Source organism: Ancylobacter oerskovii (assembly GCF_018390555.1).
GTDB lineage: Bacteria > Pseudomonadota > Alphaproteobacteria > Rhizobiales > Xanthobacteraceae > Ancylobacter > Ancylobacter oerskovii.
In genome coordinates, this window is record NZ_JAHBGB010000002.1 from 911,485 (window position 1) to 928,645 (window position 17,161).

At 70.4% G+C, this 17,161-nt stretch carries 20 protein-coding genes; 10 read left to right on the forward strand and 10 right to left on the reverse strand.

All coding sequences use genetic code 11. From position 1 onward, the window contains the following. Positions 1-39 precede the first annotated feature (39 nt). The 3 genes from KHC19_RS04420 to KHC19_RS04430 all read left to right on the forward strand — a co-directional run bounded on the left by KHC19_RS04420 (position 40) and on the right by KHC19_RS04430 (position 2,412). Positions 40-591, forward strand: a complete 552-nt coding sequence (locus KHC19_RS04420) for an Lrp/AsnC family transcriptional regulator (protein ID WP_213350861.1) — start codon at positions 40-42, stop codon at positions 589-591. A 143-nt stretch (positions 592-734) separates the two neighbouring features. Then, on the forward strand, positions 735-1,703 hold the full coding sequence (locus KHC19_RS04425; RefSeq protein WP_213350862.1) for a DMT family transporter: 969 nt from the start codon (positions 735-737) through the stop codon (positions 1,701-1,703). Positions 1,704-1,758: 55 nt separating this feature from the next. Continuing rightward, the gene (locus KHC19_RS04430) at positions 1,759-2,412 is read left to right on the forward strand and encodes a methyltransferase family protein (RefSeq protein ID WP_213350864.1); all 654 of its coding nucleotides are present in this window, start codon (positions 1,759-1,761) and stop codon (positions 2,410-2,412) included. Here KHC19_RS04430 and KHC19_RS26295 read toward each other — a convergent pair. Beyond that, entirely contained in the window at positions 2,409-3,170 is a 762-nt protein-coding gene (locus KHC19_RS26295) for an FUSC family protein (RefSeq protein WP_343207650.1), read from the reverse strand. The two genes, KHC19_RS04430 and KHC19_RS26295, sit on opposite strands and share 4 nt — an antisense overlap. Before the next feature lie 29 nt (positions 3,171-3,199). Between KHC19_RS26295 and KHC19_RS04440 the strand changes: the two genes are divergently transcribed. From KHC19_RS04440 to KHC19_RS04450, 3 genes are all read left to right on the forward strand, one after another. Then, positions 3,200-3,349 (forward strand): hypothetical protein, encoded by a 150-nt coding sequence (locus KHC19_RS04440; RefSeq protein ID WP_213350868.1) that lies wholly within the window; start codon positions 3,200-3,202, stop codon positions 3,347-3,349. A 243-nt stretch (positions 3,350-3,592) separates the two neighbouring features. Further along, the gene (locus KHC19_RS04445; RefSeq protein ID WP_213350870.1) at positions 3,593-4,783 is read left to right on the forward strand and encodes a site-specific DNA-methyltransferase; all 1,191 of its coding nucleotides are present in this window, start codon (positions 3,593-3,595) and stop codon (positions 4,781-4,783) included. Positions 4,784-4,822: 39 nt separating this feature from the next. After that, positions 4,823-5,428 (forward strand): glutathione S-transferase family protein, encoded by a 606-nt coding sequence (locus KHC19_RS04450; protein ID WP_213350872.1) that lies wholly within the window; start codon positions 4,823-4,825, stop codon positions 5,426-5,428. A 60-nt stretch (positions 5,429-5,488) separates the two neighbouring features. Here KHC19_RS04450 and KHC19_RS04455 read toward each other — a convergent pair whose 3' ends face one another. Together KHC19_RS04455 and mutY are read right to left on the reverse strand one after the other, a co-directional pair. Next, entirely contained in the window at positions 5,489-5,677 is a 189-nt protein-coding gene (locus KHC19_RS04455; RefSeq protein ID WP_213350874.1) for a CsbD family protein, read from the reverse strand. A gap of 85 nt (positions 5,678-5,762) precedes the next feature. Continuing rightward, complete coding sequence (mutY, locus tag KHC19_RS04460) at positions 5,763-6,869, reverse strand: A/G-specific adenine glycosylase (protein ID WP_213350876.1); 1,107 nt, start codon at positions 6,867-6,869, stop codon at positions 5,763-5,765. 156 nt (positions 6,870-7,025) lie between these two features. Here mutY and KHC19_RS04465 point away from each other — a divergent pair, with 156 nt between their 5' ends. Both KHC19_RS04465 and KHC19_RS04470 read left to right on the forward strand, forming a co-directional pair. Further along, positions 7,026-7,517 (forward strand): DUF721 domain-containing protein, encoded by a 492-nt coding sequence (locus KHC19_RS04465; protein ID WP_213350877.1) that lies wholly within the window; start codon positions 7,026-7,028, stop codon positions 7,515-7,517. A gap of 140 nt (positions 7,518-7,657) precedes the next feature. Then, the gene (locus tag KHC19_RS04470; protein ID WP_213350878.1) at positions 7,658-8,341 is read left to right on the forward strand and encodes a DsbA family protein; all 684 of its coding nucleotides are present in this window, start codon (positions 7,658-7,660) and stop codon (positions 8,339-8,341) included. A gap of 697 nt (positions 8,342-9,038) precedes the next feature. On the opposite strand, the gene KHC19_RS04475 is transcribed toward KHC19_RS04470, so the two are convergent. Then, positions 9,039-9,518, reverse strand: coding sequence for a VOC family protein (locus KHC19_RS04475; protein WP_213350880.1), 480 nt, complete (start codon positions 9,516-9,518; stop codon positions 9,039-9,041). A 463-nt stretch (positions 9,519-9,981) separates the two neighbouring features. Next, positions 9,982-11,244: a PA0069 family radical SAM protein gene (locus KHC19_RS04480; protein ID WP_246548145.1), complete on the reverse strand. Its 1,263-nt coding sequence runs from the start codon at positions 11,242-11,244 to the stop codon at positions 9,982-9,984. A 197-nt stretch (positions 11,245-11,441) separates the two neighbouring features. On the opposite strand from KHC19_RS04480, the gene KHC19_RS04485 reads away from it, so the two are divergent. Beyond that, on the forward strand, positions 11,442-12,023 hold the full coding sequence (locus tag KHC19_RS04485) for a glycosyltransferase family protein (protein WP_343207651.1): 582 nt from the start codon (positions 11,442-11,444) through the stop codon (positions 12,021-12,023). A 61-nt stretch (positions 12,024-12,084) separates the two neighbouring features. On the opposite strand, the gene moaB is transcribed toward KHC19_RS04485, so the two are convergent. The 4 genes from moaB to KHC19_RS04505 all read right to left on the reverse strand — a co-directional run bounded on the left by moaB (position 12,085) and on the right by KHC19_RS04505 (position 15,513). Continuing rightward, complete coding sequence (gene moaB / locus KHC19_RS04490; protein ID WP_213350883.1) at positions 12,085-12,663, reverse strand: molybdenum cofactor biosynthesis protein B; 579 nt, start codon at positions 12,661-12,663, stop codon at positions 12,085-12,087. A 93-nt stretch (positions 12,664-12,756) separates the two neighbouring features. Continuing rightward, positions 12,757-13,665 (reverse strand): KPN_02809 family neutral zinc metallopeptidase, encoded by a 909-nt coding sequence (ypfJ, locus tag KHC19_RS04495; protein ID WP_213350885.1) that lies wholly within the window; start codon positions 13,663-13,665, stop codon positions 12,757-12,759. 176 nt (positions 13,666-13,841) lie between these two features. Continuing rightward, positions 13,842-14,498 (reverse strand): alpha/beta hydrolase, encoded by a 657-nt coding sequence (locus KHC19_RS04500; protein ID WP_213350887.1) that lies wholly within the window; start codon positions 14,496-14,498, stop codon positions 13,842-13,844. A gap of 70 nt (positions 14,499-14,568) precedes the next feature. Continuing rightward, positions 14,569-15,513: a ring-cleaving dioxygenase gene (locus KHC19_RS04505; RefSeq protein ID WP_213350889.1), complete on the reverse strand. Its 945-nt coding sequence runs from the start codon at positions 15,511-15,513 to the stop codon at positions 14,569-14,571. 158 nt (positions 15,514-15,671) lie between these two features. On the opposite strand from KHC19_RS04505, the gene KHC19_RS04510 reads away from it, so the two are divergent. Further along, positions 15,672-16,628: a LysR family transcriptional regulator gene (locus KHC19_RS04510; RefSeq protein ID WP_213350891.1), complete on the forward strand. Its 957-nt coding sequence runs from the start codon at positions 15,672-15,674 to the stop codon at positions 16,626-16,628. A 3-nt stretch (positions 16,629-16,631) separates the two neighbouring features. Here the strand turns inward: KHC19_RS04510 and KHC19_RS04515 are convergent, their stop codons facing one another. Next, the gene (locus KHC19_RS04515; protein WP_213350892.1) at positions 16,632-17,081 is read right to left on the reverse strand and encodes a MarR family winged helix-turn-helix transcriptional regulator; all 450 of its coding nucleotides are present in this window, start codon (positions 17,079-17,081) and stop codon (positions 16,632-16,634) included. Positions 17,082-17,161 lie beyond the last annotated feature (80 nt).

Genomic DNA, 17,161 nt, shown 5'->3' on the forward strand with positions numbered 1-17,161 from the left:
GGCCGATCCTGCCGCAATCCGCCTCCATGGAGACAGAGCATGCGCCCTCCCGTGGTCGATACGTTCGATATGCGCATTCTCAGGGAATTGCAGGAGGACGGACGGCTGACCAATGCCGAGCTGTCCGAGCGCATCGGCCTGTCGCCCTCGCCCTGCCTGCGGCGCACAAGGCGCCTCGAGGAAGAGGGGCTGATCGCCGGCTATCAGGCGCGGCTCGATGCCATGAAGCTGGGGCTCGGCGTGCTCGCCTTCATCCAGGTACATCTGGAGCGGCAGGTCGAGGAAGCGGCGCGGGATTTCGAGGCGGCGGTGCTGGGCCGGCCGGAGGTGATCGCCTGCTACAGCGTCACCGGCGACAGCGACTACCTCCTGCATGTGGTGTGCGAGGATCTCGACGGCTTCGCCCACTTCGCCCATGACGTGCTCATGGGCCTGCCGGGGGTGCGCGGCGTGCGTTCCTCGCTGGCGCTGAAGCGGGTGAAGGAAAGCGGCACCCTGCCGCTCGGCCATCTACGCCCCTCGCCGGTGGCGCCCGAATCCGTTGCCGAAAAGATGGGCACCGACAGCGGCAAGCCAAAAATGCGGCGCTGACGGCAGAATCTGCCGCGCAACGCCGCCGCCCTCCCGCAGAACGCAAGGACATGCCGGGCATAGGTCAACTATACTGACCTATATCGGTGATCCGCGGTGACATCCACCGCCCCGGCGTTTCCTGAAAGCGAGGAGGCAGCGTCATGGCATTCGTGGCAGACACGTTGAATCCGCTCATCTCCGGCACGGCAAGGCACCGCGAAGCTGGTCGCCCGCAGCTGCCACCGGCCAGCTTCGCCGCCCTGGCGCTCACCGGCGCGGCGCTGCTGTGGTCCGGCAATTTCCTTGCCGGGCGCATGGCCGCCGAGGTGCTGCCGCCGGCCACCTTCTCCGCCGCCCGCTGGGCTCTCGCCCTCCTGCTGCTGTTGCCCTTCACCTTCCGCGAGATCCGCGCCAAGGCCGACGAGCTGAAGCGCCGCTGGCCGCTGTGGATGGCGGCGGGCGTGCTCAACATCGCGGTGTTCACCGTGATGATCTATGCCGGCCTCGCCCATACCACCCTCGTCAACGGCTCGATCATCGGCTCGGCGGCGCCGATCCTGGTCGGCCTGCTCGGCTGGCTCATCCTGCGCGAGCGCACCAGCCGCCGGGCACGGCTGGCGCTCGGCATCTCCACCCTCGGCGTGGCGCTGATCGTCACGCGGGGCAACATCGCCAACCTCGCCGGCCTCGCGCTCAACCCCGGCGACCTCGTGCTGTTCGGCGGCATCAGCGCCTTCGCGCTCTATGCGGTGCTGCTGAAGCGCTTCCCCGGCGGGCTGTCCGCCGCCGCCGCGCTGGCGGTGTCGATCCCCTTCGGCCTCGTCGCGCTGGCGCCCTTCGCCGCCCTCGAGATGGCGCAGGCCGGAGCGGGTACCGCCCATGCGGGAGAGATCGCGCTGCTGATCGCCTATACCGCCGTCTTTCCTACCCTTGGCTTCGTGCTGTGGGCCCGCGGCGTCGCGGTGCTCGGCCCGACCCGCGCCGGCCAGTTCCTGCAATTGATGCCGGTATTCGGCGCGGCGCTGGCGGTCGGCCTGCTCGGCGAGGAACTGCATCTCTATCACGTCGCCGGCCTCGCCTTGGTCGCCGCCGGCCTCGCCTTGCGCGACAGGCGGGTGACGATGGCCTGAAATTCGCCGCAAGCGGGGTTTAGTGGCCGGCTACCTTTCTCGGGAACCAGCCGCCATGAACGACAAGTCCTCGCCGGTGGGCCAGCCGACGCCGAGCATCGATCTCGGGTCCGTGCAATATCTGCGCAAACTCGCCCTGTTCGGCCTCGGCGCCCTCGCGGTGCTGGTGCTGCTCACCGGCCATTCGCTGTGGCCGGACAGCGAGGACAGCCTGCACGAGATCATCGAAACGGTGGGCCTCGCCCTGCTGTTCGTGGCGATCGCCGGGCGCACCTGGTGCTCGCTCTATATCAGCGGTCGCAAGAAATCGGAGATCGTGGCCCTCGGCCCCTATTCGATCTGCCGCAACCCGCTCTACGTGTTCTCCTTCATCGGCGCCGCCGGCGCCGGCGCCCAGTTCGGCAGCCTGACCGCCGCGCTGGCCGCGACGCTGCTGACCTGGGCGGTGTTCTCGATCGTGGTGCGCAAGGAAGAGCGCTTCCTCGCCGAGCGCTTCGGCGAGACCTATCTCGCCTACAAGGCGCGGGTGCCGCGCTTCTGGCCAAACTTCCGGCTGTGGCAGAACGTCGACACGCTGGAGATTCGCCCGCGCATGGTGATGCAGACCTTCGTCGACGCCTGCGTGTTCCTCGCCGCCATTCCGCTGGCCGAAGGCATCGAGATGGCGCAGGCCGCCGGCTGGCTGCCGGTGCTGTGGCTGGTGCCCTAGCCGGAACCCCGGCCCCGGCATAGCCGCGCGAGGCCCCGCTGGCCCAGCCGGTCGATGCCCAGCGCCAGCAGGGCGAAGCCGCAGCCTATGGCGACATCGACCAGCCGCTCGGCCATGGCGGTGGCGGCATCGCCCACCGTGCCGGCGATCACTTCCAGGAACAGCATGATGAAGGCGGTGAGCGCGGCGGTGCCGAGCATGCCGCTGAGCTGCTGGAACGGCCAGCGCAAGAGCGCCGCCACCGCCATGCCGACCAGCAGCAGCGAATGCTGCGGCAGGTCGAGGCCGCGCCGGCGCAGCTCCGTGGCGCCGAGGCCGTAGAACAGCGCCGCGGCGATGCCGAGCGCCGTGCCGAGCAGCATCTGCCCGATCAGCCGCCAGCTCGACAGCGCATCCGCCCGGAGCACGATCACCACGGCCATGAGCGCCCAATAAGGGGTGGCGCAGCCCCAGCGCATGGCTGGCGAGATAGGCGAGCGGAACGGTGAGGGCGACCGCGAGGGCAAACATCCACCGGTCCCGCTTGGTCGCCCGCAGCCGGGCGTAGATATCGCGCAGCGCCGGTGCCGTGGAAGCGCGCAGCCTGCCGCCCAGCGCGTCCCAGAACAGCGACACCAGCCAGGCATAGGCGACGAAGCCAGCCACCACCCCGACATCCCTTGCATCGAGCGGCGTATAGAGGGCGCCGACCGCGAAGGTGAGGCACAGGAAGCGCGCGCCGACCGCCATATGGTCGTCGAGGCGCTCGACCAGCGCATAAAGGACGCCGGCAAGACCGAAGCCGGCCATGATCAGCGCCGGCGTGCCGGCCGCCAGCGTGCCGAGCCCGGTGCCGAACACCACGATGGCGCCGGCCGATCCCATCCAGGCCAGCCGCCGCAGCGCCGGCCCGCCGGTATCGAGCGCGAAGGCGAGGATGCCGGTGATCATCGCATAGACGAGCCAGACATCGACCCCGACCGTCAGGGCGGCGCCGATCGGCGCCATCACCGTCAGCGCGAAGCGGACGGAGCGGGCGGCGAGGCCGTCGCCGTGCCAGGAGGAGGCGGAGGCGGAGGTGGGGGCGGCCACTTGCTTCAAATCCAATCGGAACCCTTTACCCGACCTTTACCCTGACCGGCGGAGATTGTGGATCGTGCTGTTGCGTTCCAGTCTGCGTTCAAGCGTCGGGTGCCGTTCCATGAAAGTCGTGCCGAAGGCCGAGGCCGTCGAGGCCGCTCCCCGCCTCGCCTCCCGCTCATCCTCCCGCGTCGCGCGGGCAGATGCCGGTACCCTCCCCCTCGACACCATCCTCAATGGCGACTGCGTCGCGGAATTGTCGCGGCTGCCGGCCCGGTCGGTCGACCTCGTCTTCGCCGACCCGCCCTACAACCTCCAGCTCCAGGGCGAGCTGAAGCGCCCCGACGAGAGCCGGGTCGATGCGGTGGACGACGAATGGGACCAGTTCGAGAGCTTCCAGGCCTATGACGCCTTCACCCGCGCCTGGCTGCTGGCGGTGCGCCGGGTGCTGAAGCCCACCGGTACGCTGTGGGTGATCGGTTCCTATCACAACATCTTCCGCGTCGGCTCGATGCTGCAGGACCTCGATTTCTGGATCCTCAACGACATCGTCTGGCGCAAGTCCAACCCGATGCCGAATTTCCGCGGCCGGCGCTTCACCAATGCGCATGAGACGCTGATCTGGGCCGCGCGCGAGCCCAATGCGCGCGGCTACACCTTCAATTACGAGGCGATGAAGGCGGCCAACGAGGACGTGCAGATGCGCTCCGACTGGCTGTTCCCGATCTGCTCGGGCGGCGAGCGGCTGAAGGATGCCGAAGGGAACAAGCTGCACCCGACCCAGAAGCCGGAGGCGCTGATCGCCCGCATCCTGCTCTCCGCCTCCAAGCCCGGCGACGTGGTGCTCGACCCCTTCCTCGGCTCCGGCACCACCGCCTCGGTGGCGAAGAAGCTGCGCCGGCACTTCGTCGGCATCGAGCGCGATCCCGCCTATGCCGAGGCGGCGCGCGCGCGGGTGGACGCCACCACGCCGCTGCCCGACGCCGCTCTCGTCCCGGCGCCGTCGGCACGCGAAGCGCCGCGCGTCGCCTTCGCCTCGCTGGTGGAGCGCGGGCTGGTGACGCCCGGCACCCTGCTCACCGACGCCCGCGCGCAGGTGAAGGCGATGGTGCGCGCCGACGGCACACTGTCGCTGGAGACCGCGCCCGGCCTCGGCACCGTGGGCTCCATCCACCGTGCCGGCGCGGCGGCGCAGGGCGCCGGCGCCTGCAATGGCTGGACCTACTGGCACATCGAGACCAGCGAGGGACTGAAGCCCATCGACAGCCTGCGCGCCGTGGTGCGCTCGGAAATGGCGATGGCGGCGGAATAGCTTTTCGATAAGCTGCCGGCCTAGACTGGGGGGCCGCCGATGATCACGCTCTACGACATGCCGGACTCCGGCAACAGCTACAAGGTACGCTTGGCCGCCGCCCATCTCGGGCGGCCGCTCAGGCGGGTAACGATGTCCTCGCGCGACGGCTCGACCCGCAGCCCGGACTTCCTCGCCAAGAACCCGATCGGCAAGCTGCCGACCCTCGAACTGGAGGACGGCCGCTTCCTCGGCGAATCCAACGCCATCATGCTCTATCTGGCGGAGGGGTCGGCGCTGGTCCCCGCCGACGCCTATGACCGCGCCAAGATGTATGAGTGGCTGTTCTTCGAGCAGTACAGCCACGAGCCGGCCATCGCGGTGCGTCGCGCGCTGTTCGTCTATGAGGAACGCCGGCACCTGGCGACGCCCGAGCGGCTCGCCCAGCTGCTCGAGGCCGGCAACCGGGCGCTGGCGGTGATGGAGACGCGGCTCGCCGGCCATGGCTGGCTCGCGGGCGATGCCTTCAGCCTCGCCGACATCTCGCTCTACGCCTACACCCACACGGCGGAGGAAGGCGGCTACGATTTCGGCGCGTTCCCCGGCATCCGCCGCTGGCTCGACCGGGTGGCGGCGCGGCCCGGCCATATCGGGCTGGCGGACTGAACCCGCTTCTGAAAACGAAAAGGCCGCCTCGCGGCGGCCCTTCCTCGCTCACGGCCGGGCTCAGTGAGGCGCCGCTTTCTTCACGGCGTCCTTCGCCTTGCCCATGGCCTTCTGGCCCTCGCCCTTCAGCTCCTGCCCCTTGCCTTCGGCCTGGAGCTTCTTCGAGCCCGCCATCTTGCCGACGGCCTGCTTGGCATGGCCCATCGTCTCGTTGGCATGGCCCTTGGCCTTGTCCATCGCGCTACCCATGGTCATCGTCTCCTGATCGCCTGCAACCCGTGCAGGCCGAGCCGATAACGCGCGAGCGGCGCGGAGGTTCGCTCCCCGCGGCGAATTAGTCGATGTATTCCAATACCTTGACCATCACGCTGGGAAAGGCTTCCGCCTCGAAGCCCTCCCGCTTCACCCAGCGGTGGCCGGCCGGCGCCGGCGTGCCGGCGGCCACGCGGGCGCGCCAGACCGTGAGTTCCAGCGCGAAATGGCTGAACACATGGCCGACCGTCCCGTTGAGGGCCTGCCAGGGCGCGGCCAGCGGCGCATGGGCGGCGGGATCCGCCGGCTCCCCCTCCAGCCACGGCGTCGAGGGCACCTCGCTCATACCGCCCAGCAGACCCTTTTCCGGGCGGCTGCGCACCAGCACCGCGCCATCGGCCCGCACCGCGAGGAAGGCGACACCGCGCCGTGTCGGCCGCGCCGCCTTGGCCGCCTTGACCGGGTAGGCCTCGGGATTGCCCTGCGCCTGCGCCACACAACTCCCGCGCCAGGGGCAGAGGATGCAGGCCGGCTTTCGCGGCGTGCACACCGTGGCGCCCAGATCCATCATCGCCTGCGCGAAATCGCCGAAGCGGGCGTCGGGGAGCAGCGTTTCCGCCAGCGCCCGCAGGCGCTTCCTCGCCTTGGGCAGCGCTTCCTCCACCGCGAAGAGGCGGGCGACGACCCGCTCCCAATTGCCGTCCACCGGCGCCGCCCGTCGCTCATGGGCGATGGAGGCGATCGCCGCGGCGGTGTAGGGGCCGATGCCCGGCAGCGCGAGCAGTCCCGCCTCGGTGTCGGGAAACACGCCGCCATGCGCGTCGGCGACGGCGCGGGCGCAGGCATGGAGATTGCGGGCGCGCGCATAATAGCCGAGCCCGGCCCAGGCGGAGAGCACCTCCTCCAGCTTCGCCGCCGCCAGCGCCGCCACCGTAGGCCAGCGGGCGAGAAAGGCGGCGTAATAGGGCCGCACCGTCACCACGGTGGTCTGCTGCAGCATGATCTCCGACAGGAACACCCTGTAGGAATCTTGCCGCGTGCCGGGCGCGGCGCGCCAGGGCAGCTCGCGGCGATGCCGGTCGTACCAGCGCAGCAACGCGCGCGGATCCGGCGCGGCAAGGGCGACGTCGCCACGGCCGGCCGGCTTTGTCGGCGGCGAAACGGATGCTAGGCTCGCGCGTGCGGGCATGGATGCGGTGCGGAAGCTCCCTCGGATGCCTGCCCAAGGTGGGTGCGCGCCTCGCCCCCGGCAAGCCCGCCGGTGCCGCCGCCCACAGCCTATCCGGCTCGCACGAGCCGGCCGTCTCGTTCCCCGGCTTCCTCGAGCCCGCTTCAGCTGACCGCCATGCCTCCCCGCTCCCACCCCAAACCGCTCGCCGACCTCATCGACGCGACCATCGCGGCGAGCTGCAAGCAGCGCGGCCTCGCCTCGGTGGAGATCGTCACCCGCTGGGCCGACATCATCGGCGACGACCTCGCCCGCCGCGCGCAGCCGATCAAGCTCGCCTGGCCCTCGCGGCCGGACAGCGAGGAGCCCGGCGTGCTGCATGTGCGGGTGGAGGGCGGCTACGCCATCGAATTGCAGCATCTGGCGCCGGTGGTGATCGAGCGGGTGAACCGCTATTTCGGCTGGCGCTGCATCGGCCGGCTCAGCCTGAAGCAGGGGCCGGTCCCCGTTCTCGCGCGTCCCCGCCGGCGGCCCGAGGAGCCCGGCGCGGAGGAATGCGCCCGCGTGGGCGCCCGCATCGGCCGCTTCGGCACCATCGAGGACCCGGCGCTCGCCGCCGCCCTGGCCCGGCTCGGCGCGCTGGTGGCGCGCGAGCGCAATCGGAAATGACCTTGCGTAAGACGCAAAAACGCTTCACGCAGCAGTGACCAAAGGCGGAGCTGCCGTACCGTTGCCATGATCGCAGGCTCGCTGTAGGCGCATGACTTGTCCGGGCGAGCCTTTCGGCCGCCTCCGATCTGGAGAGACTCATGATCGACCGCCGCCGCTTCCTCGAAGGCACCGGCACCGTCCTTCTCACCGCGGCGGCGCTGCTGGCGCTTTCCGGCCCGCGCGGCCTCGGCCTCGGCGAGCTCGGCTTCGTCGGCCAGGCCGATGCGCAGACGGTCGACGCCGCCAAGCTGCTGGAGGCCGGCCCACTGCCGGACCAGTGGCTCGGCAAGGAGGACGCGCCGGTCACCATCGTCGAATATGCCTCGATGACCTGCGGCCATTGCGCGCATTTCCACGCCACCACCTGGCCGGTGCTGAAGGAGAAGTACATCGACACCGGCAAGGTGCGGTTCGTGCTGCGCGAGTTCCCGCTCGACATCGTCGCCAAGGCCGCCTTCATGCTGGCGCGCTGCTCGGGCGAGGGGAAATATTACCCGATGGTCGACACGCTGTTCGACAACCAGAAGAACTGGGCCTTCACCAACAATCCGGCGCAGGCGCTGCTGGCCATCGCCAAGCAGAGCGGCATGACCGAGCAGCAGTTCAACGCCTGCCTGTCGGACGCCAAGCTGGCCGGCGAGATCGACCAGTCCGCCAAGCGCGGCGCCGAGCTCGGCGTCGATTCGACCCCGACCTTCTTCATCAACGGCAAGAAGGTGCCCGGCGCCCTCAGCCCCGAGGACCTCGACAAGGAACTGGCGCCGCTGCTCGGCTCGAACTGACCGCGGATGACAGGCCCGGGAACCGCGTCTCCCCGGCGGCCTCGGCGGCGGGATCGGGGGTAGATCCCCGGGGCCTTCATCAACGGCAAGAAGGTGCCCGGCGCCCTCAGCCCCGAGGACCTCGACAAGGAACTGGCGCCGCTGCTCGGCTCGAACTGACCGCGGATGACAGGCCCGGGAACCGCACCTCCCCGGCGGCCTCGGCGGCGGGATCGGCGTCGATTCCATCCGGGCCTTCATCAAGGGCATGGAAGTGCCCGGCGCCCCCCGCCCGGGGAACTCGACAAGGAACTGGCGCCGCTGCTCGGCTCGAACTGACCGCGGACGGATGGCCCGGGAGCCGCGTCTCCCGGGCGGCAGGATCGGCGGGATCGGCGTCGATTCCATCCGGGCCTTCATCAAGGGCATGGAAGTGCCCGGCGCCCCCCGCCCGGGGAACTCGACAAGGAACTGGCGCCGCTGTCGGCTCGAACTGAGCAAAGGCGACCGATCCAGAAACCGCGCCTCCTGGACCGGCTGCCATGGTCGGCACTTTCAGGAGCGGGACGGATGCCCGGCCATGCCGCCGGCATCCTGTGCCCGCCTCGAAGCCGGAGGCCGGCAAGAAGCGGCCGGCCCGGCCTCGATGACTTTCACGCTCGCCGGGCGGACAGGCCGGCATGAGCCGAAGGCCCGCCTCGCCCGGCGCGGCGAGGGGTCATTCCGGCAAGATCACCCGCCCCTCGCTATCGAGGGGGAAGGCCGGATTGTGGGCGATCTCCCACGGATGGGCATCCGGGTCGGCGACATAGCCGGAATAGCCGCCCCAGAAGGTTTCCTGCGCCGGGCGCAGCGCCCGCCCGCCGGCGGCCACCGCCCGGGCCAGCGTCGCGTCGACCTCGGCCCGGCTCGACCGGTTGCAGGCGAGCGCTATGCCGCCGAAGCTGCCGAACCGGCCGGGGATCACCCCGGCATCGGCGGCGAGCTCATGGCGGGGATAAAGCGCCAGCACCACGCCGCCGGCACCCGGCCGCCGCCGGCCATCCGCCTGGAAGAACACCACGCCGGTGGTGCCACGGTCGCGCCGCACCATGCCCAGCGCCTCATAGAAGGCCGCCGATCGGGCGAGATCCGCGACGCCCAGCGTCACCAGCGACAAAGCGAGCGGCGGCACCTCCGCGATCTCCTCCCTTCGCATTCTCCCGGCTCCCACAGCCAAACCCGAACATTCCATCGCAGCCTCCCCTGCCTGCATTTCCGCCCCTCCGCGCCGATCCCGCATTGGCAGGAAAGGCGGCGGAGAGAGCCTGCAACGCCCCGGAGGCCATTGCTGGCAGCATCACCTTCCACGCCCGACTCGTCGCGACCGAGACCTGCTCCCTCGTCGGCACGGCCGGTGCCCGTCCTCCCGCAACACGGCGGAGGTCCATGCTCTCGCGAATCTCGCCCGCCTCGCCGCCGGCCGGATCCCTTCGCAAGGCCAGGCCTTCCGCCATGCCGGCAAGGGGCCGACGGGGACAGGCGAAGACCCCTCCACCACGCAATGTCCACCGCCATCCGCCACATGCCGTCCGCCATGTGCCGTCCGCCATGTGCCGTCCGCCACATGCCATTCACCACGTGCCATCCGTCGCTGGCCGCCTCCTTCCCGGCGCCGGCGGTCATCCCGGCTCGCCGAACAGCGACAGCTGCTCGCCCTTTTGCGGCGGGCGGCGGAAATGCCGGGTGGTGAGCCGCACGCTGCGCCGGTTCAGCTCCAGGCGCCGGACGGCGAGCTCGAAGCGGCGCCCCACCGTCCAGGCATAGGGGCCTGAGCCGGTCATGCGCTGGCCGAAGGCGGCGTCGTATTCCTTGCCGCCGTGCAACTCCTTCACCAGCGACAGCACATGGCGGTAGCGGTCGGGGAAATGCGCCAGCAGCCATTCCTTGAACAGGTCGCGGATCTCCAGCGGCAGCCGCAGCATCACATAGCCCGCCTCCCCCGCCCCGGCCGCCGCCGCGGCGTCGAGGATGCGCTCGAGCTCGGCATCGTTGACCGCCGGAATCATCGGCGCCGCCAGCACCGCCGTCGGCACCCCGGCCTCGGAAAGGCGGCGGATGGTCTCGATGCGCCGCATCGGCGTGGCCGCGCGCGGTTCCATGATGCGCGCCAGCTTGTGGTCGAGCGAGGTCACCGACAGCGCCACCTTGACCAGCCCCCGCTCGGCCATCGGCGCGAGAATGTCGAGGTCGCGCAGGATCAGCGCCGATTTGGTGACGATGCCCACCGGATGGCCGAAATCGCTGAGCACCTCGAGGAGGCGCCGGGTCAGCCGCCACTCCTTCTCGATCGGCTGGTAGCTGTCGGTGTTGATGCCGAGCGCGATGGTGCGCGGCTCGTAGCCCGACCTGGACAGCTCCTTGACCAGCAGTTCCGGCGCATCCGGCTTGGCGAACAGCTTGGTCTCGAAGTCGAGCCCGGCGGAATAGCCCTGATAGGCATGGGTCGGCCGCGCGAAGCAATAGACGCAGCCATGCTCGCAGCCGCGATAGGGATTGATCGAGCGGTCGAAGCCGACATCGGGGGAGGTGTTGCGGGTGATGATGGTGCGCGCCCGCTCCGCCGTCACCGTGGTCTGGAAGGCCGGCAGGTCGTCGAGGCTCTGCCAGCCATCGTCGAACGCTTCCCGCGCATGCGGCTCGAAGCGGCCGGCGGCGTTGGAGAGCGCCCCGCGCCCGCGGCGGCGCTCCGTCTCCACCGCCGGCAGGTCGCCCTCGCCCGCCGGCAGGTCGAGATCGGCGGCCGCGGCGCGCTCGCGCCGCGCAGCCTCTTCCGCCGCGCGCCCGGCACGCCGCTCCTCCGCCAGCTGCCCGAGATGCTTCGGGGCCGGCGGGGGCCGCAGCGGGGCGGCGGGATCGGCAGGGGGCGTGAGGCGGCGTTCCATGTTCCCAAGCTAGCGGAATGACGAGAACATATCAAGAACGTCATGCGTTTTCATCGCACGCACCGCTTCACCTGCCCGAGCTTGTGTTGTAGGCAACGCAAGGATTTGCAGGAGCCGCCGCCGGCGGCGGCTTCCCGATTGCGACAACGGCCGGCAGTTTCGGCGCACAAAAGGGACGGGCGGACCGCGTGATTTCGGTGGTGATTCCGACACGCGAGTCGGGCGGCCTTCTCATACCCACCCTCGCGGCGCTGGTTCCCGGCGCCGCCGCCGGCCTCGTGCGCGAGGTGCTGCTGGTCGATGGCGCCCCGGAATCCTCCAGCGAGATCGCCGAGGTCGCCGATGCCGCCGGCTGCGAGTATTTGCCCGGCCCCGCCGATACCGGCGCCCGGCTCCGCCTCGGCGCCGAGGCGGCGCGCGGGCCGTGGCTGATGTTCCTCGAACCTGCCGGGCTGCTGCAGGAAGGCTGGACGCGCGAGGTGCGCAGCTTCATCGACCAGGCGGAACGGACCGGCAGCGCCGGCAGCCGCGCCGCCAGCTTCCGGCCCGCGCTCGACGGCTTCGGCCTCGGCACCCGGCTGCGGGAGGCCACCACGATGCTGTGGCAGGTCACCACCGGCCGCACCCGGCCGGCGCAGGGCCTGCTGATCCATCAGCGCCTCTACCGCCAGCTGGGCGGCCATGAGGAGGGCGAACGGGCGCCGCACAGGCTGATCGCGCGCCTCGGCCGCGGCCGCATGGTGCTGCTGCGCTCGCACATGCTGATGCCGGTGCGCTAGCCGCGCCTCCGCCGCCGCATCCTCCCGGGCCGCATCGTCCCGTGCGGCATCCTCCCGCGCGTCAGCTCTTCGCCTTGTCGCGCTTCAGGTGCTCGTCCAGCCGGGGCAGGATCTCGACGAAATTGCAGGGCCGGTGGCGGATGTCGAGCTGCTTGACCAGGATCTCGTCCCAGCCGTCGCGACAGGCGCCCGGCGAGCCGGGCAGGCAGAAGACGTAGGTGGCGTTGGCCACCCCCGCGGTCGCCCGGCTCTGCAGCGTCGAGGTGCCGATCTTGGCGAAGGACACCATGTGGAAGACGGTGGAGAAGCCCTCCATCCGCTTCTCGAACAGCGGCTCGACCGCCTCCGGGGTGACGTCGCGGCCGGTGAAGCCGGTGCCGCCGGTGGTGATGACCACGTCGATGCCGGCATCGGCGATCCATCCGGCGACGCGGCTGCGGATCGCCTCGACATCATCCGGCACGATGGCGCGGTCGGCGAGACGATGCCCGGCCGCCTCGATGCGGGCCGCCAGCGTGTCGCCGGAGCGGTCGTCGGCCAAAGTGCGGGAGTCGGAGACGGTCAGCACCGCGATGGCGAGCGGCACGAAGGGCCGCTCGGCGGCGGCAGGCGATGGCTGGAACGTCGTCGGGTGGGACATGGCAACGGCCTCGAAAGCGTCGGGGGGATACCGATATGTGGTGGCCATCGCCACCTTTCGAGCCCCGGCCGCCGGCGGCCGGGGCCTTTCCCCTCAGATGTTGCCGCTGCCGAAGGTGTTGCACTGCTGCAGCGAGCCGGATTGCAGCCCGCGCTTGAACCAGCTCACCCGCTGCGCCGACGTGCCATGGGTGAAGCTGTCCGGCACGGCATAGCCCTGCGACTGCTTCTGCAGCCGGTCGTCGCCGATGGCGGAGGCGGCGTTCAGCGCCTCCTCGATGTCGCCGTCCTCGAGGATCTTGAAGCGCGCATCGGCGTGGTTGGCCCACACGCCGGCCAGGCAGTCGGCCATCAGCTCGACCCGCACGGACAGCTGGTTGGCCTCGGCGCGCGACACCTGCTGCTGGCGCTCCTGCACCTTGGCGAGCAGGCCGATCTGGTTCTCGACGTGATGGCCGACCTCGTGGGCGATCACATAGGCGGCGGCGAAGTCGCCGGAGGCGCGGAAGCGGGTCTTCATCTCCTGGAAGAAGGAGAGGTCGAGATAGACCTTCTGGTCGAGCGGGCAATAGAACGGCCCCATCGCCGATTGCGCCGCGCCGCAGCCCGAGCGGGTGGAGCCGGAGAACAGCACCATGCCGGGGTCCTTGTAGGTCTTGCCCTGCTGCTTGAAGATCTCCGACCAGACGTCCTCGGTCTGGGCGAGCACGGTGGCGGCGAATTGCCCGAGCTGGTCGTCCGGCGCGCCGCGATTCGCACTCTGGCTCGGCTGTTGCTGCTGCTGGGACTGGCCGCCGCCGCCCATCAGGATCTCGGCGCCGCCGATCAGCACCGCCGGATTGATGCCGGTCGCCCAGGCGATGAGGCCGACGATGATCAGCCCGCCAATGCCGAGGCCGCCGCGTCCACCGGGCACCCGCCCGCCGCCGAGGCCGCCGCCGAGGCCGCCCTGGCCCCGCCGATCCTCGACATTGTCGCTGCGCCGGAAATCTTCCCACCGCATGGTCGCCTCCTGCACCCGTCACTCGCCGGCCATAACGGTCCGAACCCGGACCATAATAGGGGGAGCGGCGGTGATCCAGCCACACCCGTGCAGCAATGCGCGGAGCCGCCGCCGGTTCCATGGTCCGGCGGCGGTCTTCGCTACAGGCAGGCCGGATCGGACCGGCGCGTCGCGGCTCACGCCGGGACGGAAAGTCCGGCCACGAAGCGGTGCGTCAGGCCGAGATCCGGCGAGGACAGGCCATGGCCGGCCGGCAGTACCTGGCGTGTCACCTCCGCGCCGGCGCCCTTCAGCGTGGCGGCGAGGCGGGCGGCGTCCGCTGCCGGCACGATCGGGTCGGCATCGCCGGACAGTAGCAGCACCGGCGTGCCGGGGATCGCCGCCACCGGATCGGCGAAGCGCGAGTTCTCCGCAAAGGGCGACATGGCCCGCAGCAGCACCGCGCCGGCGAGCGTTCCGGGCCGCAGGAGCAGCATCGCCGCGGCGATGTTGGCGCCGTTGGAGAATCCGATCGCCACCGGCGCCGGCACGTCCTCCTGCGCGCGGATCGCGTCGACGAAATCGGCGAGCTCATGGGTGCGGGCGGCGAGGTCCTCCTCGTCGAACACCCCTTCGGCGAAGCGGCGGAAGAACCGGTTGGCACCGCCTTCGCGCACCTTGCCGCGCGGCGAGATCAGCGCCGAGCCCGGCGCCACCCGCTCGCCGAGCCCGAGGAGGTCGTCCTCGTTGCCGCCGGTGCCGTGCAGCAGCAGGATCGGCGGGCGGCCCGGCGCGGAGGCCGGCACATAGCGGTGGACGAAGGTCGAGGGCGCGGCGGCGCGGGCGGCGGTCATGTCAGCCTCCTGTCGGAGAAGAATGAAGGAACCGCCCCGTCCCCGATTGCCGGGGGCGGGGCGGCAGAGGTCAGGCGACGTCCGGCAGCACCGCCTCGATATTGGCGCGGCGGCTCTCCAGGAAGTCGGGCAGCTTCAGCGCTTCGCCGAGATGGGCCACCGGCTCGTCGGCGGCGAAGCCGGGGATGTCGGTGGCGATCTCGAACAGCACATGGCCGGGTTCGCGGAAGTAGACGGACCGGAAGTAGTTGCGGTCCTTCTGCTCGGTGGTGCGAATGCCGTGATTTTCCTGCAGCTTCCTCACCATCTCGAACTCGGCCGCGTCGTCGGCGGCACGGAAGGCGATGTGATGCACCGAGCCGCCGCCCATGCGCGCCGGCAGGAAGCCGCCGGCCTCATGGATGTCGACGATGCTCCCCATCTGGCCGCCGGCATCGCTGCCTTCCGCCTGGAAGCGCACCAGCGAACCCTCGCGGCCGACCTCCCTGAAGCCGAGCACGTCGGTCAGGATGGCGCCGGTGGGCGCCGCCTCGGCGAGCAGCAGGTTCACCGAGTGGAAGCCACGGATCGCATGCTCGGCGGGGACGTCGGCGCCGAGCCAGGCCGGCTCGTTCTCGACGCCGGGCACGCCGACCAGGGCGAGACGCATGCCGTGCGGGTCCTTGAAGCTCAGCACGCTCTGGCCGAAGCGCTTCACCGGCGCCTGATAAGCGACGCCCTTGTCGGTGAAGCGGTGCGTCCAGTAGCCGATCGAGGCCTCCGGCACGCGGAACGCGGTCTCCTGCGTCTCGCCGATGCCGAGCCGGCCGGGCGCCACATGGTCCCACGGGAAGAAGGTGAGGATGGTGCCGGGCGAGCCGACCTCGTCGCCATAATAGAAGTGATAGGTGCCGGGATCGTCGAAATTGACGGTCTTCTTCACCAGACGCAGCCCGAGGGTGCGGGTGTAGAACTCGACATTGCGACGCGCGTTGCCGGCGATCGCGGTGACGTGGTGGATGCCGTTGCGGTTCATGGCTCTGTCCTCTCCGGTGCGCCGGCCGATATGCGCCGGCGCTCTCTCGTGGCTCTACAAATATGCCCGGAACTCCGGCTTGCCACGTCATTTCAATTGCATTGACGCAATCGACGCTGTGCTGATATGTAGGCGGGGCTGCAAGGGGGGCATGGACCATGGCCGATCCGTTCAAGAATCTAGCCTGGGACGATTTCCGCCTGATCAAGGCGGTGGCCGACGCGAAGGGCCTGCCGGCGGCGGCGGCGCAGATCGGCGTCAACCATTCCACCGTGTTCCGGCGGCTGAAGCAGATCGAGGACGCGCTCGGGACCACGCTGTTCGAGCGCCACCGCACCGGCTACGCGCTCACCCCCGCCGGCGAGGAACTGGTGGGCCTCGCCCAGCGGCTCGACGAGGAGATCACCTCCACCGGCCGGCGCATCGCCGGGCGCGAGCCGGCCCCCTGCGGCGAGCTGCGCGTCACCACGCCGGATTCGCTGCTGATCCACCTCCTGATCCCGATGATGGCGGATTTCCGCCGCCGCTACCCGCAGGTGCAGCTCGACATCGTGCTGTCCAACCAGGCGCTGAACCTGTCGCGGCGCGACGCCGACGTCGCCATCCGCGCCACCGACAACCCGCCGGAGAATCTGGTCGGGCGCCGGCTCGCCCGCATCGCCTGGGCGCTTTACGGGCGGGCGGAGGACTTCCCCGAGCCGGCGGCGGTCGACGAGGCCCGCCTGTTCGCCTGCAACTGGGTGGCACTGGGCGAGACCATGGGAGCGCTCAAGGCCGTCAAATATGTCGAGAAGCACGTACCGCCGGAAAATCTCGGCTACCGCGTCAACACCGTGCTCGGCCTCGCCGAGGCGGTGGAGGCCGGGCTCGGCATCGGCCACATACCCTGCATGATCGGCGACGCCCGCCCCTCGCTGGTGCGGCTCACCCCGCCGGTGCCGGATTTCGCCGCCGACCTGTGGCTGCTGACCCATCCCGACCTGCGCCATGCGCCGCGGGTGCGCGCCTTTCTCGATTTCCTCGCCGAGCAGATCGGCAAGCACCGCCGCTTCATCGAGGGCAACGGCCTGTCCGTGGACGCGCCCGCCCCGGCCGCCGCGGAAAGCGCGGCGTAGGGCTCAGCTCTTCACCTTGGCGAGCAGCGTGTCGCGCAGGGCCGCGAGCTCGCCGGTCAGCTGCTGCACCGCCTGGCGGTCGCGGGCGAGGCAGAGGCCCATCTCCTTCGGCACCGCCAGCGCCTCGGCCTTCAGCGAGCGCCCCTTCTCGGTGAGATGGATGCGCACCTGCCGCTCGTCCTGCGCGTCGCGCACCCGGCGCACCAGCCCGGCGGTCTCCAGCCGCTTCAGGAGCGGGGTCAGCGTGTTGGTCTCCAGGAGCACCTTGTCGCCGATCTGGCCGACGGTGAGGCCGTCCTGCGCCCACAGCGTCACCATGGCGAGATATTGCGGATAGGTGAGCCCCAGCCGGTCGAGCAGCGGCTTGTAGACGCGGTTGAACGCATGGTTCGCCGAATAGACGGCGAAACACAGGAAATCGTCGAGTTTCAGCTTGTCTGCGGTGTCGGGCATGACGGGAGACTCTGCCCCCGATCGCGGGCCACCTCAAGCGGGATTTCGCGTCCTCGACAGCCTGCGCGCGATCCCGCGCG